The 23,940-nt window shown below is 32.4% G+C and carries 18 protein-coding genes and 1 pseudogene; 10 read left to right on the top strand and 9 right to left on the bottom strand.

Features of this window, described 5'->3' with window-relative positions; all coding sequences use genetic code 11:
• Window positions 1-49: 49 nt before the first annotated feature.
• Window positions 50-708, top strand: a pseudogene (locus ACKOWY_RS03920) (L-serine ammonia-lyase, iron-sulfur-dependent, subunit beta); the annotation flags it as partial.
• On the opposite strand, the gene ACKOWY_RS03915 reads toward ACKOWY_RS03920, so the two are convergent.
• The 4 genes from ACKOWY_RS03915 to ACKOWY_RS03900 all read right to left on the bottom strand — a co-directional run bounded on the left by ACKOWY_RS03915 (window position 705) and on the right by ACKOWY_RS03900 (window position 5,629).
• Window positions 705-1,766, bottom strand: coding sequence for a porin (locus ACKOWY_RS03915; protein WP_408940139.1), 1,062 nt, complete (start codon window positions 1,764-1,766; stop codon window positions 705-707). The pseudogene ACKOWY_RS03920 and the gene ACKOWY_RS03915 sit on opposite strands and share 4 nt — an antisense overlap.
• A gap of 23 nt (window positions 1,767-1,789) precedes the next feature.
• On the bottom strand, window positions 1,790-3,730 hold the full coding sequence (locus ACKOWY_RS03910; RefSeq protein WP_408940138.1) for a KUP/HAK/KT family potassium transporter: 1,941 nt from the start codon (window positions 3,728-3,730) through the stop codon (window positions 1,790-1,792).
• A gap of 110 nt (window positions 3,731-3,840) precedes the next feature.
• Window positions 3,841-4,527, bottom strand: a complete 687-nt coding sequence (locus ACKOWY_RS03905; protein ID WP_408940137.1) for a response regulator — start codon at window positions 4,525-4,527, stop codon at window positions 3,841-3,843.
• Complete coding sequence (locus ACKOWY_RS03900) at window positions 4,520-5,629, bottom strand: ATP-binding protein (protein ID WP_408940136.1); 1,110 nt, start codon at window positions 5,627-5,629, stop codon at window positions 4,520-4,522. The genes ACKOWY_RS03905 and ACKOWY_RS03900 overlap by 8 nt, the downstream gene beginning before the upstream one ends.
• Window positions 5,630-5,803: 174 nt before the next feature.
• On the opposite strand from ACKOWY_RS03900, the gene panB reads away from it, so the two are divergent.
• The 4 genes from panB (at window position 5,804) to ACKOWY_RS03880 (ending at window position 9,287) form a co-directional block, all read left to right on the top strand.
• Window positions 5,804-6,622 (top strand): 3-methyl-2-oxobutanoate hydroxymethyltransferase, encoded by an 819-nt coding sequence (panB, locus tag ACKOWY_RS03895; RefSeq protein ID WP_408940135.1) that lies wholly within the window; start codon window positions 5,804-5,806, stop codon window positions 6,620-6,622.
• Between the two features lie 133 nt (window positions 6,623-6,755).
• On the top strand, window positions 6,756-7,109 hold the full coding sequence (locus ACKOWY_RS03890) for a four helix bundle protein (RefSeq protein WP_408940134.1): 354 nt from the start codon (window positions 6,756-6,758) through the stop codon (window positions 7,107-7,109).
• Between the two features lie 78 nt (window positions 7,110-7,187).
• Complete coding sequence (locus ACKOWY_RS03885) at window positions 7,188-7,880, top strand: RluA family pseudouridine synthase (RefSeq protein WP_408940133.1); 693 nt, start codon at window positions 7,188-7,190, stop codon at window positions 7,878-7,880.
• A gap of 66 nt (window positions 7,881-7,946) precedes the next feature.
• Window positions 7,947-9,287, top strand: coding sequence for a hypothetical protein (locus tag ACKOWY_RS03880; RefSeq protein WP_408940132.1), 1,341 nt, complete (start codon window positions 7,947-7,949; stop codon window positions 9,285-9,287).
• A gap of 59 nt (window positions 9,288-9,346) precedes the next feature.
• Here the strand turns inward: ACKOWY_RS03880 and ACKOWY_RS03875 are convergent, their stop codons facing one another.
• From ACKOWY_RS03875 to gyrA, 3 genes are all read right to left on the bottom strand, one after another.
• Complete coding sequence (locus ACKOWY_RS03875) at window positions 9,347-10,255, bottom strand: tetratricopeptide repeat protein (protein ID WP_408940131.1); 909 nt, start codon at window positions 10,253-10,255, stop codon at window positions 9,347-9,349.
• Entirely contained in the window at window positions 10,252-10,671 is a 420-nt protein-coding gene (locus tag ACKOWY_RS03870; RefSeq protein ID WP_408940130.1) for a hypothetical protein, read from the bottom strand. Before ACKOWY_RS03870 ends, ACKOWY_RS03875 begins: the two co-directional genes overlap by 4 nt.
• Window positions 10,672-10,754: 83 nt before the next feature.
• Window positions 10,755-13,331 (bottom strand): DNA gyrase subunit A, encoded by a 2,577-nt coding sequence (gene gyrA, locus ACKOWY_RS03865; protein ID WP_408940129.1) that lies wholly within the window; start codon window positions 13,329-13,331, stop codon window positions 10,755-10,757.
• Between the two features lie 263 nt (window positions 13,332-13,594).
• Between gyrA and ACKOWY_RS03860 the strand changes: the two genes are divergently transcribed.
• The 4 genes from ACKOWY_RS03860 (at window position 13,595) to ACKOWY_RS03845 (ending at window position 18,709) form a co-directional block, all read left to right on the top strand.
• Window positions 13,595-16,138, top strand: a complete 2,544-nt coding sequence (locus ACKOWY_RS03860) for an ATP-dependent Clp protease ATP-binding subunit (protein ID WP_408940128.1) — start codon at window positions 13,595-13,597, stop codon at window positions 16,136-16,138.
• Between the two features lie 78 nt (window positions 16,139-16,216).
• A complete protein-coding gene (gene rimK / locus ACKOWY_RS03855; RefSeq protein WP_408940127.1) occupies window positions 16,217-17,611 on the top strand; it encodes a 30S ribosomal protein S6--L-glutamate ligase in 1,395 nt (464 codons plus the stop codon).
• A 6-nt stretch (window positions 17,612-17,617) separates the two neighbouring features.
• Entirely contained in the window at window positions 17,618-18,133 is a 516-nt protein-coding gene (locus ACKOWY_RS03850; protein WP_408940126.1) for a DUF421 domain-containing protein, read from the top strand.
• A gap of 3 nt (window positions 18,134-18,136) precedes the next feature.
• Window positions 18,137-18,709 (top strand): TMEM175 family protein, encoded by a 573-nt coding sequence (locus ACKOWY_RS03845; RefSeq protein ID WP_408940125.1) that lies wholly within the window; start codon window positions 18,137-18,139, stop codon window positions 18,707-18,709.
• Between the two features lie 8 nt (window positions 18,710-18,717).
• Here ACKOWY_RS03845 and hutH read toward each other — a convergent pair whose 3' ends face one another.
• Window positions 18,718-20,220: a histidine ammonia-lyase gene (gene hutH, locus ACKOWY_RS03840; protein WP_408940124.1), complete on the bottom strand. Its 1,503-nt coding sequence runs from the start codon at window positions 20,218-20,220 to the stop codon at window positions 18,718-18,720.
• Window positions 20,221-20,395: 175 nt separating this feature from the next.
• Between hutH and ACKOWY_RS03835 the strand changes: the two genes are divergently transcribed.
• Entirely contained in the window at window positions 20,396-23,317 is a 2,922-nt protein-coding gene (locus ACKOWY_RS03835) for a M4 family metallopeptidase (RefSeq protein WP_408940123.1), read from the top strand.
• Window positions 23,318-23,819: 502 nt separating this feature from the next.
• Here ACKOWY_RS03835 and ACKOWY_RS03830 read toward each other — a convergent pair.
• The coding region (locus ACKOWY_RS03830) for a T9SS type B sorting domain-containing protein (RefSeq protein ID WP_408940140.1) at window positions 23,820-23,940 on the bottom strand (121 nt) is incomplete at its 5' end.

The raw sequence follows: 23,940 nt of genomic DNA, 5'->3' as shown, positions 1-23,940 counted from the left end.
TGATGCATGTCAAATGCTCTGCGTCGCACATTGAATTGGTGAAGCTCAATATACATCTCCTCAAGAGTGGCTGGAAACGATTAGAAAAACCGAAGTCAAATTCAGACAAATATTAAAATGGGTTTCTTGTTTTGCTCTAGCGGTTAATGAAGTTAATGCTTCACTTGGAAGAGTAGTTACTGCTCCAACCAATGGAAGTGCTGGAGTGATTCCTGCAGTTTTAATGTATTATTTGGTAATAGAAAACCATCAAGCAGGAGAAAAAGAAATCAAACAATTTCTAATGGTTGCGGGTGAGATTGGAAGTATTTTCAAAAAAGGATCTACTATATCTGCTGCAATGGGTGGTTGTCAAGCAGAAATTGGAGTTTCTTCTGCCATGGCAGCAGCGGCACTTTGTGAGTTATTAGGAGGAACACCGGAGCAAGTTCAAATGGCAGCTGAAATTGCCATGGAACACCACTTGGGTTTAACCTGTGATCCTATTGGCGGATTGGTACAAATTCCGTGTATTGAACGCAATACCATGGGAGCCATTAAAGCCATTAATGCCGCTGAACTAGCGCTTGAAACCGATGCCAAAAACGCCAAAGTTCCTTAGATAAAGTAATTGACACCATGTGGCAAACTGCCAAAGACATGAATTCTAAATATAAAGAAACTTCGGAAGGTGGTTTGGCAGTAGCCGTGAATTTAGCCGATTGCTAGAATTCATAACTCCAACTCATAGTAGCAAATAAGTTGGAATTTACTTCGGCATCATTTTTCAAAAAGACCGCTTCTTTAGAATTAAAATAACGTAATTCTGTTCTTATTTTCATTTTAGAATTAGGCAAATAATCAAAATTTAATGAAGTCCCGAGAGTTTTAAACTCCTTACCACTAGAAATTATTACATTTTTAACGTCCTGATAATATTCTGCGCGAACAGCTGTTTGCCATTTGGAATTAATTGAATATTGGGTTATTAATATCGGACTAAACCAATTATCATACCCATCCCCTACACTGTTTTTTTGGAATCCGTAATCAAAGCCAAAGATGGTACGGAAATTATTTTTCCATTTAAAATCATAATACAGATTACTAAAATAGCGCGTTCTTAAATCTTCTGCAATTGATTCATCACCAATAAAAACACTCCAGTTTAATGTAGCATTATCTGAAGGCTTGCATGCAATTTGCGAGCCAAAACTAGGTAATGCTTTTTTATTTGGTTTTGCAATTCGTTGCCAACCATTAGTTAGCAATCCAGAGAAACTCCATTTGGATGAAGGCGAATAATTATATTTCACACCCGTCATAAAATAGGGAGAATTTTCACCTAAAATAGATCGAGTAAGCGTTAAATTGGATGAAGAATTTGCTGATTCAAAACCAATATAACTTGGCATAATTCCGACTTCTATAGTTTGCTTTTTTTCTTTATCCAAATACAAACCTATAAAGGCTTCGCTAATATTCTTTATTTTCTCATTAGCATAATTATCTTCAACATAAGTTCCTGAATGTAGCGCAAAATTGGCATAACCCTTTTCAAAAGCTACTTTAGTTCGAATTAAGCCAATATTGAGATTAAATTCATTTTGCCTATTGTAATTATACATGAAAGGCAATTTCTTTTCCGTATTTGAATTTTGAAAGTCATTCGCATAATAGGTTTCTAAATAACCTGAAAAGGTAATCTTAATATCAGCACTCTCTTGCGAGAAAACCGAAACCGAACTTAACAAAGTCAAGCAAAAAAGCTTTTTAAATATTTTCATTTAAATAAAATTGGTAAGCAAAATTAATCATTTTTTCTCTGCAAAGGAACATTTAAAACTGGAGAATAAACCATAGGATATTCTTCTATTTTAACATCACTTTTATCTAAACCGAATGCTTTTTCATCAGAAAGGGATAGTTTTTTCAACCAGAAATAGGAGTTTAGCAGCCATCCCTCTTTAAATGCAAATTCATTTTCTACAGAAATAAATTTTTCAATGATGACAAATTTAAAATCAGGCTCACTGTTGTATTTGGTAGATCCATCAGGGCGAATATGTAAATTTAACTCTTTTCTTTCTACCAATTCTTGCACTATTTTTTTGAAATACAATTCTACTTTAGGTTGAATTCTAAACCCAACATTCAAAATTATTTTAATTACTTTATCGTCTAATAATTCTACAACTTCATAATTTAAAGCAAATGGATCGTTGGTTCTGTTAATATGTAAAAACCAATACACGTCAGCTCTTTTTGGCTTTTTTGCAAAAATCGATTTGATGATTTTTTCTTCTATTTCATAGGTTTTATCAGCTTTAGATAAATAAATTAAATGAGTCGCATATTTAGGAATGCTATCATCTTCACTCAATTCATTCAATAAAGTAGTTTGCTCTTTAAGATTTATGAATTTAATAAAAGTATTATTAATTTTTCTTGCATAATACCAGACATACATTACCATAAAAATAAACAACTCAAAGAATAAAAACATCCATCTTTCCTTTATTTTAGAAACGTTAGCTATAAAAAAGGATACTTCAATTATAGAGAAAATAACCAATATTAGAGTAACTAAACTAAGTCTAACTTTTTTAATATAAATTAGGAAATAAGCCAATAAAAAGGTGGTCATCATCATGGCTATGGTTATAGAAAAACCATATGCAGCTTCCATATTAGTTGAATTTTTGAAGTACAAAATCATTAGTATACACCCAAACCAAAGAATGTTATTTATTGACGGAATGTATATTTGCCCTTTTAAATTGGTTGGATTTTTAAGCGTAACACGGGGCCAAAAGTTTAACGAGATTGCTTCATTAATCAAGGTAAACGAACCACTGATTAACGCTTGGGATGCAATAATAGTGGCGAAAGTGGCTATGATAACTCCGGGTATTAAAAACCAGTGGGGCATAATTGCATAAAAAGGATTTCTACCTTCTAAAAATTGTTTTCCTTGACTCATCAACCAAGCAGATTGCCCTAAATAATTAACCACCAAGCTTATTTTTACAAAAATCCAAGTTAAACGAATGTTCTCTTTTCCACAATGACCTAAATCAGAATATAAGGCCTCTGCTCCAGTTGTACAAAGAAAGACAGCTCCAAGCAACCAAAATCCTTTTGGATATTGAGTAAGTAATTCATAACCATAAATTGGATTCAACGCTTTGATAATTCCTGGATGATGAATGATTTGTGTAACTCCTAAAACGAGTAACATTGTGAACCAAATGAACATTGCAGGACCAAAAATAGTCCCTACTTTTTGGGTTCCAAAACGTTGAAAAATAAATAACAATGAAATAATTACAACAACAATTGGAATGGTTGGAATATTCGGAATTACATCTCCAAGCCCTTCAACAGCCGAAGCAACCGAAATTGGCGGAGTAATTATTCCATCAGCTAATAAAGTTGTAGCACCCAAAATTGTTGGAATTACCAATTTACCTTTTCCAAAACGTTTTACTAAGGCATAAAGAGAGAAAACTCCACCTTCACCATGATTCTCTGCCGAAAACGTTAGTATAATATACTTTAAAGTAGTTTGAAAAGTTAGTGTCCAAAATACACAAGAAACCCCTCCGTATACTAACAATTCATTTATGGGCTTATCACCAATAATAGCTTTCATTACATACAAAGGGCTGGTACCAATGTCGCCATATATAATTCCTAAAGCAACTAATAAGGTAACCACTGTAATTTTATGTTTTGTAGATTGATTCATATTTTTAAGTTTAGTATTTGATATTTTAGTTAAAAAAGACAACAAAGTCCTGTATCACTATGTATTCACATGTAATTCTTATAATTATTATCGATAAATTTTAATTGAAATTAACTGGTATTGAATCGATATCCTACCCCCGATTCAGTAATTATATATTTAGGACGGTTTGGATCTTCTTCAATTTTTTTTCGAAGCTGTGCTATAAATACTCTTAAATATTGGGTTTGTTCAGAATAACTAGGGCCCCAAATTTCTTTTAATATATATTGGTGCGTAAGGACTCGACCGTCATTTTTAATTAATAATGTAAGTAAATTATACTCAGTTGCAGTAAACTTAATTACCTCTTCTTTAACTTTAACAATTCTAGATGCGTAATCCAAAAAAATATTTCCAAAGCTTTGTACTGATTCATTAGTTGCACTCGACTTACTTCTCAATGCAGTTCTAATTCTTGCCAGAAGTTCTTGAGTTCTGAATGGCTTGGTTAAATAATCGTTGGCACCATTATCTAAGGCTTTTACAATCTCTTCTTCTGCACTCTTAACGGTTACTATTACTACAGGATTATTATACCATTCTCTTAATTTTATTAAAACCTCCTGCCCATCTTGATCTGGCAGCCCTAAATCAAGTAAAATCAAATCGGGCTGATGACTTGCTGCTTGAGCAATTCCCTCTTTACCATTTTCGGCAAAAATGACTTTATATCCATTGGCTTCCAATGAAATTTCTAATAATTTTCTTATTTGAACCTCATCATCAATAACTAATATTGAAAAACTATTATTCATTTTTTAAAGAATTAATTGGTAAACAATCTACATTCAATTCAATAGTGAAAATAGCACCCGAATCTTCAGCATTTTTCAAGGATATAGTTCCGTTTTGAGCTTCAACAAATCCTTTTACGATAGACAATCCCAATCCAGTTCCACCTGTTTTAGATTCTTTAAATCGATGGAATTTATCAAAAGCACGATCTATTTCATTTTCTGGGAAACCATAACCGTTATCCGAAATGGTGATAATGCATTTTTTTATTAAATCAATATGTTGATCGTAATCAACATCTACATCATATTTAACGCTAATGTCTATGGATGCTCCTTTTGGTGTATGCTGGGCGCAATTGTAAACTAAATTATATATTATTTGCTCCATTAATCCATAATCCAATTTAAATAGAGGCAGATTTTCAGCAATAATATAATTTATTTTATGGTCTTTAGTTTCTTCGGATAATCTATTACAAACGTTGTAAATTATTTCTTTCACATCGCACCAATCCAATTTAGGATGGATATAACCCGACTCTAATCGAGACATGTTCAACAAATTTTCAACTTGGTAGTTCAATTTCATTGATGCTTTTTCAATTTCATTGAAAAGATTTTGTTGCTTATCAGCAGTTAAATTCACGTTTTTTTGTTGTAAAGTATCTATAGAACCCACAATAGCAGCAATTGGAGTTCGTAATTCATGTGATAATGAATCTAACAAAGTATTATACAATTTAAGGGTACTTGCACGGGTTTCTTTTATGTGAATTGCCCGTTGCATTCTTCTAAATTTGTTAGTTAAAACTGCATTTATAAGAGCAATAATGAAAAACATAATTAATAAAAATGCATCTTCTGCATTATCAATATGCAAGGTATAATAGGGTTTAATAAACAAGTAATCTAGAGCCAAAGCACTTAATATAGCAGCTATTAAAACCGCTTGAATTTCTAAGAAAATAGCGAGTAATGAAACTACCAATAATAGTAGGTAACCCACAATTTTATAATCAATTGTATTTCTTACAAGGAGACATAATAATGAAACCAATACAACTGAAATGGTACTAATAAAGTAAGGTTTGGAGGGGTTTTTATTAAATAACTTTTCCATAGCTATTATTTTTTGACAAATTTAAGTAGTAACTTATTATTAAAACGTAATAATACGTTCAGAAAATATAAAGATTTTATAAAGATTATTTTTTTAATTATTTTAAACTAAACAAATAGGTTTTACTACTTTTACAAACTCAAATTAAGATTGATAAATTAAAATCTAAATGGTATGTCTGTAGCAAAAAAAGATTACAAACGAATTACTACAAAGTCATTAATAGAAATGAAGGCAAATGGAGAAAAAATATCCATGCTTACTGCCTACGATTACTCTATGGCAAAAATTGTAGATACTGCTGGAGTCGATGTGATATTGGTTGGAGATTCTGCCAGTAATGTTATGGCAGGATATGAAACTACTTTACCAATTACTTTAGATCAAATGATTTATCACGCCTCTTCTGTGGTTAGAGCAGTTTACAGAGCACTTGTGGTGGTTGATATGCCCTTTGGAAGTTACCAATCAGATTCTAAGGAAGCCTTACGCTCTGCTATTCGAATTATGAAAGAAAGTGGCGGTCACGCTGTAAAGCTTGAAGGTGGAAGCGAAATTAAAGAATCGATAAAAAAAATCCTTAAAGCGGGTATTCCTGTTATGGGGCATTTAGGTTTGACACCTCAATCAATATACAAATTTGGAAGTTATACGGTTCGTGCCAAAGAAGATGCCGAAGCAGAAAAACTAATTGAGGATGCTAAATTATTAGAAAATTTAGGTTGTTTTGCTTTAGTTTTAGAAAAAATACCAGCTGATTTAGCCGAAAAAGTTGCCAAAAGCATTTCCATTCCCGTAATTGGAATTGGTGCCGGAAGCGGTGTAGACGGACAAGTATTAGTAATACATGATATGCTTGGAATGAATAATGAATTTAGTCCGCGTTTTTTAAGAAGGTATTTAAATTTATACGAGCAAATGACCAATGCCTTAAGTAAATATGTTGCTGATGTAAAAAGTCAGGATTTTCCAAATGCGAATGAGCAGTATTAGTTAGGACTAATTAGACTTCTTAGATTTTTAGACAACAAAGACGTTAAATTGGAATAATTTTTATCTAAATCAATCTATTTTAATTTAAAATTAATGTTGTATATTGTATTAGCAATCTAATTTAAAATTACTAATGCATCAATTTAAAGAGCTTATTATTTGGCAAAAAAGCAGAAGTTTTTGTTCTGATATTTATTCCGTTTCTTCTACCTTTCCTAATGATGAGAAATTTGGACTCACGAATCAGTTAAGAAGAGCATCAGTTTCAATTCCATCAAATATTGCAGAAGGTTCGTCAAGAAATTCCAATAAAGATTTTTCAAGATTTCTTGAAATTGCTTTAGGATCAGCTTATGAAATTGAAACACAATTACTAATAGCTTCCGATATAGGTTTTATTAATTTGGTACAATTAGAAATATTAACGAATCAATTAGAAGTAATAATCAAAATGATTTCAAAATTTAGATCCAATCTTAAAACATAATACAAATCATCAACCACAAACTTATTCATTTTTTTAATAATCTAACATTCTAAAAATCTAATATTCTAACCCGTCTAGATGAAAATAATTTCCTCAAAATCCAACCTTCAAGTTCTACACGAAGACAACCACATTATTGTAATTAATAAGCGTGTGGGCGATTTAGTTCAAGGGGATAAGACTGGTGATAAGCCTTTATCTGAAATTGTAAAAGAATACATCAAAGACAAATACAACAAACCCGGAGAAGTTTTTTTGGGAGTAGTACATAGGCTTGATAGACCGACAACTGGAATTGTAGTTTTTGCTAAAACCTCTAAAGCGCTTGAACGATTAAATAAAATGTTTAGCGAGAGAGCAACTCAAAAAACCTATTGGGCTGTAGTAAAAAATAAACCTCCCAAAAACGAAGATACGCTCCTACACTATTTAACAAGAAATGAGAAGAATAATTCTTCAAAAGCGCATATTAAAGAAGTTCCAAATAGTAAAAAAGCCTCACTTGATTATAAAATCATCAAAGAACTGAACAATTATTTTGCTTTAGAAATAAACCTACACACCGGTAGGCACCATCAAATACGATGTCAATTAGCTTTAATTGGCTGCCCAATAAAAGGCGATTTAAAATATGGTTTTGACCGAAGTAATACGGATGGCGGCATCCATTTGCATGCACAAAAACTAGCTTTTACACACCCTGTTTCAAAGGAAGAATTAGTTATTATTGCTCCCGTGCCTAATGATGTAATTTGGAATTCAATTAAATAATATTAAATCATTCTTATTATTTAGTTTTTTTGTAATTTTAATGAACCAAATCTAAATTACAATATCATGAAAAAAATTATTGCACTTAACCTTGTATTACTATCCAGTTTTATTGGTTTTTCACAAGATCATTTCTCTGGAATTAGCACCTCTAATCGCGTAGGAATATTGAATGGATTAATTAATCCGGCTGAATATTCCAATTTATCTAAAAAATTTGAAGTTAATCTGTATGGGGTTAGCTTTAATAGCAATAACAATAAAATTGGATTTAGTGATTTAACTTCTAACAAGAATTTACAAGATGTAATTTTTAAAGGAAATGAACCTGTAAATCTTCAATTTGACGGACAAATTGTAGGCCCTAGTGTCGCTGTAAAATTGTTGAAATGGGGATTTGCAGTTACTACAAAAGCCAATGTTAAATTTGATTTAATCAATATTGACACCAATATTGGTAATGCAATTAGCAATAACAATGCAACTTCAGCATTAACTTTATTAAATACCAACAATAACCAACGATTAATTGGAACTTCCTATGGTGAGGTTGGATTTTCAATAGCCAGACCAATTATTGATAAAGAAAAACATAGTTTTAGTGCTGGAGTAACCTTCAAATTGCTGTTTCCAGGATCGTACTCAAATATTGGATTGAATGGATTAAATGGTAGAATAACCCAATCAGGCAACGATGCATTCTTAACCACAAATCAACCTGCACAATTAAATATTGCATATTCGGGTAGTTTGGCAAATAATTTTTCAAACTTTAGCGATTACACAAAATCAATTTTTGGCGGACTAAATGGTATGGCTACTGATATTGGATTTACCTACAAATGGAAAGATGGAGCTAACAAACATAAAATTAAAGCTGGATTAGCCATCAGAAATATTGGAAGTATGACATTTAAGGACAACAACAATTCATCTACCAATTATTCTTTAAACATCCCAAATTCAAATCCTTTAAATCTAAATACTTTTAGTAATGCAAATAATTTAGGTGATGTTGAAACAATTTTAAACTCAAATGGTTATTTAACGAAAATTGATGGTCAAAAGGATTTTAAAGTTAAACTACCAACCTTATTTTCACTATATGCTGATTTCAAAATTGCACCTAAATTATTCATTACTGGGTATTTACAACAAAAATTAAATTCAGATTCAGATAACGACCAAATAACCGCTTTGAATTTAGTTTCAGTAACACCACGATTGAACTTAGGCTTCTTTGAAACTTATGTACCTATTTCTAGCAATCCTATTTCTGGATCTACAGTTGGGTTTGGATTTAGATTGGGTGGATTTTATTTAGGTTCTAATTCAATTGTAACCTCATTAACCAGTAATGGAAAACAAGCAGATTTTTACACTGGTTTTCGATGGGCATTTTTGTAAGAAATACATTTAAATAAAAAAGGCTCCGAATGGAGCCTTTTTTATTGATTGAAAACAGATTAATTTTCTGCTTTTAAAGCTTTCACTTTATCAGTTAATTCTAAATAGCTGTAAACCGATTTTAAAACACTTTTTATATCCTCATCTTTAGGAGCTAATTGATGTGCTTTTTCATAAATAGGCATTGCTTTTTGAAATAATTTTAGTCTTTGATCTTTTAAGTTATTGTACTTTTTTAATTCACTATCACTAGTTCCCTTAATCTTATTCATATCTTCAACAATTTTTGCGTCTGGCTTCAAAATTAAATCTGCTAAATTAATATAAGCATTTAAAAAATCGGGTTTTAACTCAATAGCTCTGTTATAATACTTTTCAGCTTCTTCATATTGTTTTGCATTTGAACTAGTAACTCCTAAATTAAATAGTAACACTTCATCATTAGGTTTTTTCTCTAATGCTTCTGTAATTAATCTTTTGTAATTTACAGTATCATTTAGATTTAAATAAATATTAGCCTCACTTACAATTAAATCCGCATCATCAGGATTTTCTTTTCTTGCTTCAACAATAGCAGTTTTAGCCTCATCTGATTTCCCTTGTTCAATTAAAATTAAAGCAATATTTCTAATTATTTCACCTTTTTTCGATGGAATTTTTTCTTCTCTAGGAGAAATATGTGTCCCTAATTGAATTAAATTATCCCTTACCGATTTATTTGCATAGCTTTCGTCGGCACCTGTCGCTTTATTCTTTGCAAAATACAAAGTTCCTTCACCAGTATAATTTATCGTTCTTAGTTCTCTATAATATTGCAACGCTTTATCGTAATCTTTACCATTTGCAGCGTAACTTGCAGCATAATAAAGTGTTTCTTGATCTTTTTTATCTAATTGATAAATAGCATACAAAACATCTCCTGATTCTTTGTATTTTTTTTCTTCACCTAATTTAATTGCAAAATTCAATAACTCAGGTTTAAAAGAAGAAATGGTTTCATTAATATCCTCAGTTTGTATTTTTTACCTGTTTTCTTTTCATAATCAAGAGTGGCATTTAAACCGGTAGCTAATTCAGTAATTGCTTTTGGACTAACAAACTTCATGAAAGCCAATTGAATTTGCAAAGGAGGCATTGTTTTATCAATTGCACTAAATTCAAGAACGGGGATCATGCATTTGTAAAAATTAGCGTACACTTTATCACCTTCTTCTGTAGCCAAAGGTTGTACTTTTTCTACTAGCGATTTATATTCTGTTAAATCATCGCCTTTAATAACATCTTTGTTATAAATTTTTTTAAGCGCTTTTAATTCGTCTTTTTGGGCAAAAGTTGCTACCGATACTAATAAAGCTCCTGCAACTATAAATTTATTAATTTTCATAACTAACTATTTACTATTTGTTTGTAAAAAAGCCATGTCACCTAAAATAGTATAGCGACATGGCCTTGTTTTGATTGATTTATTTATTCCTCAGAATCGTCTTCATCAGCAGAATCATCTTCATCCTCTACAATTTCTTCCTCATCTTCAACATCATCTTCAATAATTGCATTTGGATCAACTTCTAATTCTTCACCGTCTGCAGCAATTGCTTCCTCTTCTTCGTCTTTCATTACTTTGGTAACTGCAGCAATAGAGTCATTTCCTTTAATATTAATTAAACGAACTCCTTGAGTTGCTCTACCCATAACTCGAAGTGTAGAAACATCCATTCTAATAGTTAATCCTGATTTATTGATGATCATTAAATCATCCGCGTCAGTTACACCATTAATAGAAACTAATTTTCCGGTTTTTTCAGTAATATTTAATGTCTTAACTCCTTTACCACCACGATTAGTAATTCTATATTCATCTAACGAAGAACGTTTTCCATATCCATTTTCAGAAACAACAAGAATTTCACTTTCCATATCATTTACAGAAACCATTCCTACCACTTCATCTTGGTCGTTTTGTAATGTAATTCCACGAACACCAGAAGCAGTTCTTCCCATTGGGCGCGTTTTAGCCTCTTCAAAACGAACTAATTTACCCGATTTAACTGCAATTAACACCTGGCTTTCACCATTAGTTAATTTTGCCTCTAATAATTCATCTCCGTCTTTAATTGTGATCGCAGCAACTCCGTTAACTCTTGGTTTAGAATATTTCTCTAAAGATGTTTTCTTAACCTGACCTTGTTTCGTAGCCATTATTACATAATGACTCTTAATGTAATCTTGATCTTTTAAGTCTTGAGCGCAGATAAACGCTTTTACTTTGTCGTCACTTTCAATATTAATTAAGTTTTGAAGTGCTCTACCTTTGCTTGCTTTTGTTCCTTCAGGAATTTCATACACACGCATCCAGTAGCATTTTCCTTTTTGTGTAAAGATCAATAAATAATTGTGGTTCGTTGCAACAAATAAATGCTCTAAGAAATCTTGATCTCTTGTAGCAGCCGATTTTTGTCCAACTCCTCCTCTATTTTGTGTTTTGTATTCTGTTAAAGAAGTACGTTTAATATATCCAGCATGAGAAATAGTAATAACCACATTTTCATCGGCAATTAAATCTTCAATACTCACATCACCACCAGAATATTCAATAACCGAACGACGCTCATCGCCATATTTATCACGAATTTCAATTAACTCTTCTTTAATTAATGCCATTCTAAGATCTTTATTAGCTAATAAATCTTTCAAATGACTAATTAATTTCATGATTTCTTCATACTCAGCTCTTAATTTATCTTGCTCAAGACCGGTTAATTGTCTTAAACGCATTTCAACAATAGCACGAGATTGAATATCAGAAAGATTGAATCGCTCAATTAATTTAGCTCTTGCCTCTTCTCCATCTTTAGATCCACGGATAATAGCAATTACTTCATCAATATTATCTGAAGCGATAATTAACCCTTCAAGTATGTGCGCTCTTTCTTCAGCTTTTTTTAACTCATATTGTGTTCTTCTAACAACTACATCATGACGGTGCTCAACAAAATAATGAATTAAGTCTTTTACATTTAGCATTTGTGGTCTTCCATTTACTAATGCAATGTTGTTAACGCTAAATGAAGACTGCAATTGAGTATATTTATATAAGGTGTTCAATACCACATTCGGCACTGCATCACGTTTTAATTCGAAAACAATTCGCATACCCGTTCTATCCGATTCATCACGAATATTTGAAATACCTTCAATACGTTTGTCGTTGATTAAATCAGCGATTTTTTTAATCATTTCTGCCTTATTCACTTGATAAGGAATTTCAGATACAATTATTGCTTCTTTTCCATGTACTTCTTCAAAGCTAACTTTAGCACGAATTACAATTCTACCACGACCCGTTTTAAAAGCTTCACGAACTCCTTCATAACCATAAATCACACCACCTGTTGGAAAATCTGGTGCTTTAATATGTGTTATCAATTCGTCTATTTCAATATCATTATTATCAATATACGCTAGAGTACCATCAATAACCTCGGTAATATTGTGCGGAGCCATATTAGTAGCCATACCTACCGCAATACCCGATGCACCATTAATTAATAAATTTGGTACACGCGTTGGCATAACCGTTGGCTCATATAAAGTATCGTCAAAATTCAGTTTAAAATCAACGGTTTCTTTGTCAATGTCTGCCATTATGTCTTCCGACATCTTTTTCATTCTTGCCTCGGTATAACGCATTGCAGCTGGACTATCACCGTCTACAGAACCAAAATTACCTTGACCATCAATCAATAAATATCTTAAACTCCATTCTTGAGCCATACGAACCATTGCATCGTATACAGAAGTATCACCATGTGGGTGGTACTTACCTAAAACTTCTCCTACAATTCTTGCAGATTTTTTATGGGCAGATTTAGAAGTTACTCCAAGGTCATACATTCCATATAACACCCTTCTGTGAACCGGTTTTAATCCATCACGAACATCTGGCAATGCTCTAGACACAATAACTGACATCGAATAATCGATGTAAGCTGATTTCATTTCGTCTTCAATGTTAATAGGAATTAACTTTTCTCCGTCAGACATATTTTATAAATTTTTAAAGTAAATTAATTTTAAATTCAATCGTGCAAGTTACATTTTTTATATTCTTTTGAAAGCATTTTTACCGACTTATTTCAATGATTTATTAACAAAATACACTCCCTAAATGGTTAATAAATTAGATGTATTTGAGTGGTTTTTATAATTATTTTTTTGTCAATTTACTGACACGTGTTTTCATTAGGAATAGTATTTGCAATTGCTATTGAAAATCACTAAATTTTCAATTATAATTTTATAAAAAGATGGATGATAATTTTTCACCTAGAGTAAAAGATGTAATTACTTACAGTAAAGAGGAAGCCTTGCGTTTAGGCCATGATTTTATTGGAACTGAACATCTTATGCTTGGAATTTTAAGAGATGGAAATGGCAAAGCGATTACAATATTAAACAACCTTTCTGTTGATTTAGATCATTTAAGAAAGAAAGTCGAGATATTAAGTCCGCCAAATCCAAACATTGAATCCAGCTTGGATAAAAAGAATTTACATCTTACCCGTCAAGCGGAAAGAGCATTAAAGACGACTTTTTTAGAAGCGAAAGTTTTTCAAAGTAGTTCAATAAGTACGGCACACCTTTTACTTTGCATACTTCGAAATGAAAATGACCCAACAACTAAGTTGTTAAACAAATTAAAAATTGATTACGAAGTTGCCAAAGAACAATACTTAGATATGATGCCAAAAGAAGAAAATTTCTTAGAAAATTTACCAAAAAACGAATCCTTCAACGAAGAATCTTCTCACGATGATAATTTAAAAGGAGAAAGTTTTAATAATCCGACTTCCAAAACCAATAAAAAATCGAAAACACCTGTTTTAGATAACTTTGGCCGTGACCTAACCGAAATGGCAGAAGAGGGAAAATTAGACCCTGTGGTAGGCCGTGAAAAAGAAATTGAACGGGTATCTCAAATATTAAGTAGAAGAAAGAAAAACAATCCGTTACTAATTGGTGAGCCTGGAGTTGGAAAATCAGCTATTGCAGAAGGATTGGCTTTACGAATTATTCAGAAGAAAGTTTCCAGAATATTATTCAACAAAAGAGTCGTTACTTTAGATTTAGCCAGCTTGGTTGCCGGAACTAAATACCGTGGACAATTTGAAGAACGAATGAAAGCGGTAATGAATGAATTGGAAAAAAATGATGATATCATTTTATTCATTGATGAAATTCACACCATTGTTGGAGCTGGTGGAGCAACAGGTTCACTTGATGCTTCAAACATGCTAAAACCTGCTTTATCACGCGGAGAAATTCAGTGTATTGGTGCAACTACATTAGATGAATACAGACAACATATTGAAAAAGATGGTGCTTTAGAGCGTCGTTTTCAAAAGGTAATCGTTGAACCTACATCGGTTAACGATACCATATTAATATTAAACAATATTAAAGGTAAATACGAAGACCACCACAATGTTACCTATACTCCTGAGGCCATTGAGGCTTGTGTAAAATTAACCGATCGTTACATGTCGGAACGCTTTTTACCAGACAAAGCAATCGATGCGCTTGATGAAGCTGGCTCAAGAGTTCATATTACTAATATTGATGTTCCGAAGCAAATTCTTGACCTAGAACGCCTTTTAGAAGAAGTTCGCGAGCAAAAGAATTCTGTTGTAAAAAGACAGAAATATGAAGAGGCCGCCAAACTTAGAGATGACGAAAAGAAATTAGAAAAAGATCTTGCCATTGCTCAAGAACAATGGGAAGAAGACTCTAAAAATAATCGTATTGAAGTAACTGAAGATAATGTTGCTGATGTGGTTTCAATGATGACAGGAATACCTGTAAATCGAGTAGCACAAACTGAAAGCAATAAGTTAGCTAAATTACCTGAACTACTTAAAGGTAAGGTAATTGGGCAAGATGAAGCAGTTATGAAAATTGCACGATCCATTCAAAGAAACAGAACAGGTTTAAAAGACCCAAATAAACCAATTGGTTCCTTCATTTTCCTAGGTCAAACCGGAGTTGGAAAAACACAATTAGCCAAAGTATTGGCAAGAGAATTATTTGATTCTGAAGATGCTTTAGTTCGTATTGATATGAGTGAGTACATGGAAAAATTTGCAGTATCTCGCTTAGTGGGCGCACCTCCTGGATATGTAGGCTACGAAGAAGGCGGCCAACTTACCGAAAAAGTAAGAAGAAAACCGTATTGCGTGGTACTTTTAGACGAAATTGAAAAAGCGCATCCGGATATTTTTAATATGATGCTTCAAGTATTAGACGATGGTTATTTAACCGATAGTTTAGGGCGAAAAATTGATTTCAAAAACACCATCATTATCATGACTTCGAATGTAGGAGCACGACAATTGAAAGATTTCGGTCAAGGTGTTGGATTTGGAACTGCAGCCAAAATCGCTCAAGCAGATGAAAATTCGAAAAGTATTATTGAAAATGCCTTGAAGAAAACATTTGCTCCCGAATTTCTAAACCGTATTGACGATGTAATTGTATTTAATGCATTAGAAAAAGTTGATATCGACCAAATCATCGAATTGGAATTGGTTAAACTATACGCCAGAATTAAAGAATTAGGCTATAATCTTACTCTTTCTGATAATGCAAAAGCATTCATTGCAGAAAAAGGTTTTGACAAACAATTTGGCGCAAGACCCTTAAAAAGAGCCATTCAAAAATATGTTGAAGATTCACTCGCTGAAGAAATCATAAGTTCTAAAATTGAAAGCGGTGATGAAATCATTATGGATATTGAAGAAGGCGCAACTGAACTAAATGTTAAGGTGGTTAAAAAAGAAAAACCTATCAATTAATAATACCTATACCCTATTAAACCATTAAGAATAAAATGAAGTTCTTAATGGTTTATTTTTAAAAATTAAATACAAGCAATGCCTCAAAACAAAATCATTTTAGGATCTGAAGAATGGTGTTCGTTTCCAGAACTAGGAATTCCTGCAATTAAAGCTCGAGTAGATTCGGGCGCTAAAACATCTGCATTACATGCCATTAATATTGTTCCTTTTATGAAAGAAGGAGTAAATTGGGTGAAATTTGATATTAATCCGATTCAAAACAATTTAAAAACTGTAATCCATTGTGAAGCGTTATTAATTGACAAACGAATAGTTAAAAGTTCAAGTGGCTATAGAGAACAACGCTTTGTTATTCAAACTAAGATAAATATAGGTGATGACAGTTGGGCAATTGAAATGACATTGACCAATAGGGATTCTATGGGATTCAGAATGCTTTTAGGGCGTGAAGCCATGAGCGGCAGAATCTTAGTAGATCCAGAACAAAAATATTTATTAGGTCAAAATTCAACTGAAAACCTAATTGAATTATATCAAAGTTCTATTCCAAAAAAATCAGGATTACGCATTGGATTATTAGCAAGCAATCCCGATTTATACAGCAACAAACGAATTATGGAAGCCGGTGAAATGCGCGGACATGAAATGCACTTTCTAAACATTAAAGAATGTTACATGAAATTGGATGCAGACACTCCCGAAATTCATTACCGTGGTGGAAAAGTTTTAGACAATTTTGATGCGGTAATTCCGAGAATTCGACCAAGTATCACCTTTTATGGTTGTGCCTTAACACGACAATTTGAAGCCATGAAAGTGTTTTGTTTGAATTCGGCGGCAGCCATAACCCAATCTCGAGATAAATTATTTTCGTTGCAATTATTATTAAGAAATGGAGTTGATATTCCTACAACTGGATTTGCAAACTCCCCATTGGATACCGATGATTTGATAAAAATGGTTGGTGGTTCTCCGTTAATTGTTAAATTATTAGAGGGCACGCAAGGAAAAGGTGTGGTATTAGCGGAGACCAAAAAAGCAGCCGAATCAGTAATTAATGCTTTTAAAAGTTTAAATGCTAACATTTTAGTGCAGCAATTCATCAAAGAAGCCAATGGTAAAGATTTACGATTGTTTGTAGTTGATGGAAAAGTAGTAGCTGCAATTCAAAGAGAAGCAGCGCCAGGAGAATTTAGAGCAAATATCCACATGGGCGGGACCGCTTCGGTAGTAAAACCAACCACCGACGAAAGAAGAATTGCAATTAAAGCCGCCAAAGCAATGGACTTAAAAGTTGCCGGTGTAGATATTATTCGTTCTTCAAAAGGACCATTATTACTTGAAGTGAATTCGTCTCCAGGATTGGAAGGAATAGAAGGTGCTACCAATAAAGACATCGCTGGAGAAATGATTAAGGCTATTGAAAATAATTTTAAACGAAAATTAGTACTAAGCAATTCAATTGAATAACAAACTATGAACCCCTATTTAGACATAATAATCCGTAGTGTTTGCGTATATCTTTTTATGATAATTGCCTTGCGGATATTTGGCAAAAAAGAATTATCGCAATTAAATACTGCTGATGTAATTTTAATTTTACTAATTAGTAACTCGGTTCAAAATGCCATGGTTGGGAGCAATACTTCATTGATTGGTGGAATTGTTGCCGCTTTTGCCTTATTCTTAATCAATTTACTATTTAAGAAAACAATGTTGCATTCTAAGTTTATCAAAGAAATGCTTCAAGACAAACCGGAAATATTAATACATAACGGAAAAATTGAATTCAAAGCGCTCACTAAATTGGGTATTTCATCGGAAGAATTAGAAGAGGCCATGCGCGAACATGGAGTTGAATTCTATAAAGATGTAAAGCTTGCTATGTTTGAAATAGATGGAAGCATCAGTATTATTTCGGGAGATAAAGACCTCAAACAAACCCATCATAAAAGAAAAATCCACAAAACCTTAGGGAATTTAAATAACTAAAAAATGACAAAAAACCGGTTAGAGGCTTTTAGTGATGGTGTCTTGGCGATTATCATTACCATTATGGTATTGGAATTCAAAACACCTGAGGGAAGCACTTGGGAAGATCTTAAACCCTTGTTGCCAAAATTTTTAAGTTATGCTTTAAGCTTTATTTATGTTGGGATCTATTGGAACAATCACCACCATATGTTTCATATAGTCAAAAAAATCAATGGCAAGGTGCTTTGGGCAAATTTACATTTGTTATTTTGGCTTTCTTTAATTCCGTTTATTACCGGATGGATTGGTGAAAATCATACCGCAAAATTTCCGATAATGTTGTATGGAATAATTTTACTAATGAGCGGTTTTTCTTTTTCTGTTTTACAAAAAATAATTATAAAATTAGAAGGAAAAGAATCGGTGATATCAAAAGCCATCGGAAATGGATACAAAGAAAAAATATCTTTATTATCCTATTTAATCGCCGTAGGTATTGCATTTTATTGGCCTATCATTTCTTTAGCAATCTATATAATGGTTGCCATAATGTGGTTTATTCCTGATAAACGAATTGAAAAAATGATTGATTAATAAATTATTTACTCCTCCAAATCAATTAAAAAAGTATTCAAGAAAGCGATTGATTTTTCTATATCATAATGTAAAATTCGGTCTTCTTTTACCAAAGGAACTTCTTCTCTATACGACTTCAAGAACATTTCAATAAAATCACTTGATTTCAAAGGTTTTCTATATTCTATAGCCTGTGAAGCGTTCATCAATTCGATGGCTAAAATACGCTCTAAGTTATCCATAATGCGCAGGCATTTGGTTGCAGCATTGGCCCCCATAGAAACATGATCTTCCTGACCGTTACTGGAAACAATACTATCTACACTAGCAGGAGTTGCCAATTGTTTGTTTTGGCTAGCAATGCTCGCGGCGGTATATTGCGGAATCATAAAACCTGAGTTTAACCCCGGATTGTCTACTAAAAAAGCAGGCAAACCTCGTAAACCCGAAATTAATTGGTAGGTTCTTCTTTCGGAAATACTTCCCAATTCCGATAAGGCAATGGCTAGAAAATCCAATGCTAATGCAAGTGGTTGTCCGTGGAAATTTCCGCCAGAAATGATTAAGTCTTCTCCTACAAAAATATTTGGATTATCAGTAACCGAATTAATTTCGGTTTTAAAAACCTTTTTCACATAATCAATGGTGTCTTTGGATGCACCATGAACTTGCGGAATGCAACGAAACGAATACGGATCTTGAACGTGTTGTTTTGGCTGAGCAATGATCTGACTTCCTTCTAATAATTCGGTCATTCTTTTGGCTGTACTAATTTGTCCTTTGTGAGGTCGAACATAATGTATCAATTCATTAAATGGCTCGATTCTACCATCAAAACCTTCTAATGATATTGCCGAAATCACATCAGCCAAATAAGAATATTTAGTTGCTTTTAGCAGAATATAACATCCGTAAGAGCTCATGAACTGGGTTCCGTTAAGTAATGCCAATCCTTCTTTAGATTGCAATACAATAGGCTCCCATCCAAATTTTTCCAAAACTTTTTTGGCAGGTTGTCGAAAACCATCCAAATACACTTCACCTTCACCTAATAAAGGCAAAGACAAATGTGCTAACGGGGCTAAATCACCACTTGCACCTAAAGAACCTTGGTTATATACAACAGGAAGAATATCATTATTATAAAAATCAACTAAACGCTGAACCGTAATTAATTGCACACCAGAATTTCCGTAGCTTAACGATTGAATTTTTAGCAAAAGCATAATTTTCACAATTTCATGCGGCACTTCTTCACCAGTTCCACATGCATGTGATTTTACTAGATTTTCTTGTAATTTGGATAAATTATCATTGGATATAACAACATTACATAAAGAACCGAAACCCGTGTTAATTCCGTAAATAGGTGTTTCTTGAGAGGCCATTTTTTCATCCAAATACGCACGACATTTTTCAATATTTGCAATGGTCGCTTCCGATAAAGCAAGTTTTTTATCTTGTGAAATTATTTCTTGTAAAGTTTCAAGATTCAGTATTTCTGAACTGATGTAGTGTAAATTATCCATATCTTAAATTATGTCTCAAAATTCCGTAAAGAATTACTAAAAAGCAACTATTTAGTTTGCTTTTTTAATAATAATATATAGTTTGAATTGTTTTTTTTCATTCTAACAATTATTTATGATTTGTTACACCTCATTTTTTTTTATATTTGACAACTATATTAATACTATAAAAATCATGAAATCAGCAGTAATTTCTATCTATTTTACACTTTTTGCACTACAAATCAGTATTGGTCAAACCAATAAAAAATTGAATGATTCTGAACCAATTCAGACGATGCTTCAATTTGATAATCCGTTACCAAAGGCTGATGCTATTGCACAATTAAAGGCTAAATACAAATTAGACAAAAAAAACAATTATGTTCCTACCTATTCCAATACCGATGAATCAGGTAGAAAACATGAACATTTTCAACAATTTTATAAAGGTTTAAAAGTTGAATTTGGCGTAATCATTTCTCACAGTATTAATAATGAAGTCTATTTAATTAATGGAGAAATATATAATGCTGAACTTGTAAATAGTACTCCAACAATTTCTCCATTAGAAGCATTTAATAAAATTATTGAATCCAAACCAGGAGCAAAATATTTATGGGATTCACCGGAAGATGCTATGGCATTGAATTATTCTAAGCCAAATGGCGAGTTACTTTTTTTACCTAATGTAAATTCGGTAAATGTAAATTTAGCTTATAAATTCGACATTTATACTACCGAGCCTCTAGCAAGAGATGAAATTTATGTTGATGCACATACTGGACTAATATTATACAGAAATCCAATAATTAAACATGCAACTACTTTAATTAAATCTAATGAAGCACAAGTTACTGCATCTGTTGATGGGACTGCCAATACTAAATATAGTGGGACAAGAACAATAAAAACTACTTTTGACACCACTGTAAATAAATACATCTTAAAAGACGATACAAGAGGTGGAGGAATTCAAACTTTTAATAGTGCAAGAACACCAACTTATCCAACAACCAATTTTAGTGATGCCGATAATAATTGGACCACAGCAGAATATAATAACACCAACAAAGACATTGGCGCTTTAGATGCGCACTGGGGTGCTGAAATGACATATGATTTTTGGAAAAATATTTTTAATAGAAATAGCTATGATGACAACGGAACAATGCTTAAAAGTTACGTTCATTATAGATCTAACGCTAATACTAGCTTAGTAAATGCATTTTGGAATGGTTCTGTAATGTCATATGGCGACGGAAATACAACAACCTCTATCCTTACCTCAATTGATGTTTGTGGCCATGAAATTGGACACGGAATTTGTTCGGCAACTTCTAATCTTGCTTATCAAAACCAATCGGGTGCAATAAACGAAGGACTTTCAGATATATGGGGAGCTTGCATCGAACATTACGGTCGAACAGGCTCTTTAGCTGCTCCATTTGCTGCCGGCGTATGGAAAATTGCAGAAGATTTAGGGTCTACCCCTTTTAGAGTAATGAGTGCTCCTTTAACGAGAGGAAATCCAGATACATACATGGGAACTAATTGGACAACAACCGGTGATGAAGGAAATTGTACTCCTAGTAGTGCAAATGATCAATGCGGAGTACATAATAATAGCGGTGTATTAAATCATTGGTTTTACATACTTACTGTTGGAAAATCTGGAACAAATAATGCATCACCACCAGATACTTATTCAGTAACTGGAATTGGTATGGATAAATCATCTCAAATTGTATATTATGCAGAAAGAGATTATTTAACACCGAATGCAACCTATTTAGATATGAGAAATGCTACATTACAAGTTGCAAACAACTTATATTGTGGTTCAAGTCCAGAAGTTATTGCTGTTACAAATGCATGGTATGCTGTAAATGTTGGAAACCAATATGTTGGTTATGCTACCGATGTTTCATTAAAAAAAATCATCCAACCATTATCGGTTGCCTGTGGAACAACAAATAACTCTATTATTACCTTTGAAAATTCAGGTACAAATACAATTACTGCTGTTACTATTTCTTACAGTATCGATGGTGGATCACCAACAAATTTAAATTGGAATGGTACTATTTCTTCTTGTCAAACTATAGATTTTCCTATAGCTATTGGAAGTTTAAATAGAGGAACACACTCTATTTCATACACAACAACCACTTCTAGTGATGGAAATTCTGCTAATAATACTAAATCGGCTCTAATACTAGTAAATGATGCAGGTATCGTAAACACAATCAATACATTCGAGGCTGCATCGGACAATCTAATTTCTTACGATAAAGGAAACACAAATTCACTTTGGCAAAGAGGTCAAGCTGCAGGAACAATATTAAACAGTACTGTATCTGGTGGTTCTAATGTATATGGTACTAATTTAACTGGATTATATCCAAATAGTATGACTTCCTATTTAGTTTCACAATGTTATGATTTATCACAATATCAAAATCCAAAAATAAAATTTGATATGGCATTTGATTTTGAAACCGATTACGACTATATCAATGTTGAGTATTCAACTAATGGTGGAATAAATTGGTCAATATTAGGTGATGCTACTTCAGGAACAACATGGTACAATAGTTCAAACACTCCAAACGCAAATAACTGCGAAAATTGCGTAGGAGCTCAGTGGACTGGTGCTGGTGCTGATGCTAATCAAATTGGAGGTGTAAATTCTGATAAAGTAAATTATTACTGGAATATGCCTGATTTTGGTTACGGTGGAGCGACGCCGCAATCTAATATTATTTTTAGATTTAATTTTGTATCAGATCCTGGTGTAACTAATGAAGGTGTAATTATTGATAATTTTGTAATTACAGGAACCTATGTTCTTGCGAATAATGAAAATTCATTTGATAGTTTTTACATCTCCCCAAATCCAACAAACGGAATTATTTCTTTGAGTTTATCAACTTCGGATAATGTTAATGTAGAGCTTTTTGACATTCAAGGAAGAAAATGTTTCTCGAAAAGTTATCTTAATACAAACACAATTTTTAATCAAGAAATAAATCTAGGTCAATTTGAAAAAGGGATGTATCTTATGAACGTTACTTCGAATGGAAAAACGGCTACCAAAAAATTAATAATTAATTAAATAACTATTTATTAAAAAAAGCACGAACTAGGTTCGTGCTTTTTTTTTGCTTTAATAGAAAAATACCTATCACCATAAAAACCATAATCAATAGTTATTTATCTTTTAATTACTCTAGTAATCTTGTATCTAGCTACAATTAATGAAGGAAATACCAATTTAAGCAGAAAGAACTACAACTTTATTGAATCATTAAATTATTTTATTAAGTGGGTAATTCATTTTGGTGATTTGCTGTTATTGTAATTTCAATTATAGCATCCTTAATAAATAGAGCGTTGATTTTTTTTTGCAAATGAACCATATTTAAAATAGTTTAATTTTTTATTATCCGACTATTTTTCATGTCAATTTACTAGAAAAGATCAAAACACAAACAACTATGAATTCCTATAATTACGATATAATTATTAATCTTTGAAAACAAACTAAGTTTGATCTCCAAATAAAAAAAGTGCTAGAGAATTCTAGCACTTTTTTTATTTTTTATGGTTAATTGATATTATCGTTTCAGTGAGAAATGCGCTTTAAATTGTTTGTAAGCTGCAGCTTCGGTGTAATCTACAGTAAACCAATAATCGGTTGATGGCATTAATATTCCGTTGTAGGTTCCATCCCACCCT

Source organism: Flavobacterium sp., from assembly GCF_046073885.1.
GTDB lineage: Bacteria > Bacteroidota > Bacteroidia > Flavobacteriales > Flavobacteriaceae > Flavobacterium.
The sequence above is the reverse complement of the archived record's forward strand: the minus strand, read 5'-3'. Positions and strand labels throughout refer to the sequence as shown.

Bases quoted from the DNA above. Each gene is read 5' to 3' on its own strand.
- panB (WP_408940135.1), top strand. From the start codon at position 5,804: ATGTCTGTAGCAAAAAAAGATTACAAACGAATTACTACAAAGTCATTA.
- ACKOWY_RS03880 (WP_408940132.1), top strand. From the start codon at position 7,947: ATGAAAAAAATTATTGCACTTAACCTTGTATTACTATCCAGTTTTATT.
- ACKOWY_RS03885 (WP_408940133.1), top strand. From the start codon at position 7,188: ATGAAAATAATTTCCTCAAAATCCAACCTTCAAGTTCTACACGAAGAC.
- ACKOWY_RS03870 (WP_408940130.1), bottom strand. From the start codon at position 10,671: ATGAAAATTAATAAATTTATAGTTGCAGGAGCTTTATTAGTATCGGTA.
- ACKOWY_RS03910 (WP_408940138.1), bottom strand. From the start codon at position 3,730: ATGAATCAATCTACAAAACATAAAATTACAGTGGTTACCTTATTAGTT.
- ACKOWY_RS03860 (WP_408940128.1), top strand. From the start codon at position 13,595: ATGGATGATAATTTTTCACCTAGAGTAAAAGATGTAATTACTTACAGT.
- ACKOWY_RS03850 (WP_408940126.1), top strand. From the start codon at position 17,618: ATGAACCCCTATTTAGACATAATAATCCGTAGTGTTTGCGTATATCTT.
- rimK (WP_408940127.1), top strand. From the start codon at position 16,217: ATGCCTCAAAACAAAATCATTTTAGGATCTGAAGAATGGTGTTCGTTT.
- ACKOWY_RS03905 (WP_408940137.1), bottom strand. From the start codon at position 4,527: ATGAATAATAGTTTTTCAATATTAGTTATTGATGATGAGGTTCAAATA.
- gyrA (WP_408940129.1), bottom strand. From the start codon at position 13,331: ATGTCTGACGGAGAAAAGTTAATTCCTATTAACATTGAAGACGAAATG.
- ACKOWY_RS03835 (WP_408940123.1), top strand. From the start codon at position 20,396: ATGAAATCAGCAGTAATTTCTATCTATTTTACACTTTTTGCACTACAA.
- hutH (WP_408940124.1), bottom strand. From the start codon at position 20,220: ATGGATAATTTACACTACATCAGTTCAGAAATACTGAATCTTGAAACT.
- ACKOWY_RS03915 (WP_408940139.1), bottom strand. From the start codon at position 1,766: ATGAAAATATTTAAAAAGCTTTTTTGCTTGACTTTGTTAAGTTCGGTT.
- ACKOWY_RS03900 (WP_408940136.1), bottom strand. From the start codon at position 5,629: ATGGAAAAGTTATTTAATAAAAACCCCTCCAAACCTTACTTTATTAGT.
- ACKOWY_RS03890 (WP_408940134.1), top strand. From the start codon at position 6,756: ATGCATCAATTTAAAGAGCTTATTATTTGGCAAAAAAGCAGAAGTTTT.
- ACKOWY_RS03845 (WP_408940125.1), top strand. From the start codon at position 18,137: ATGACAAAAAACCGGTTAGAGGCTTTTAGTGATGGTGTCTTGGCGATT.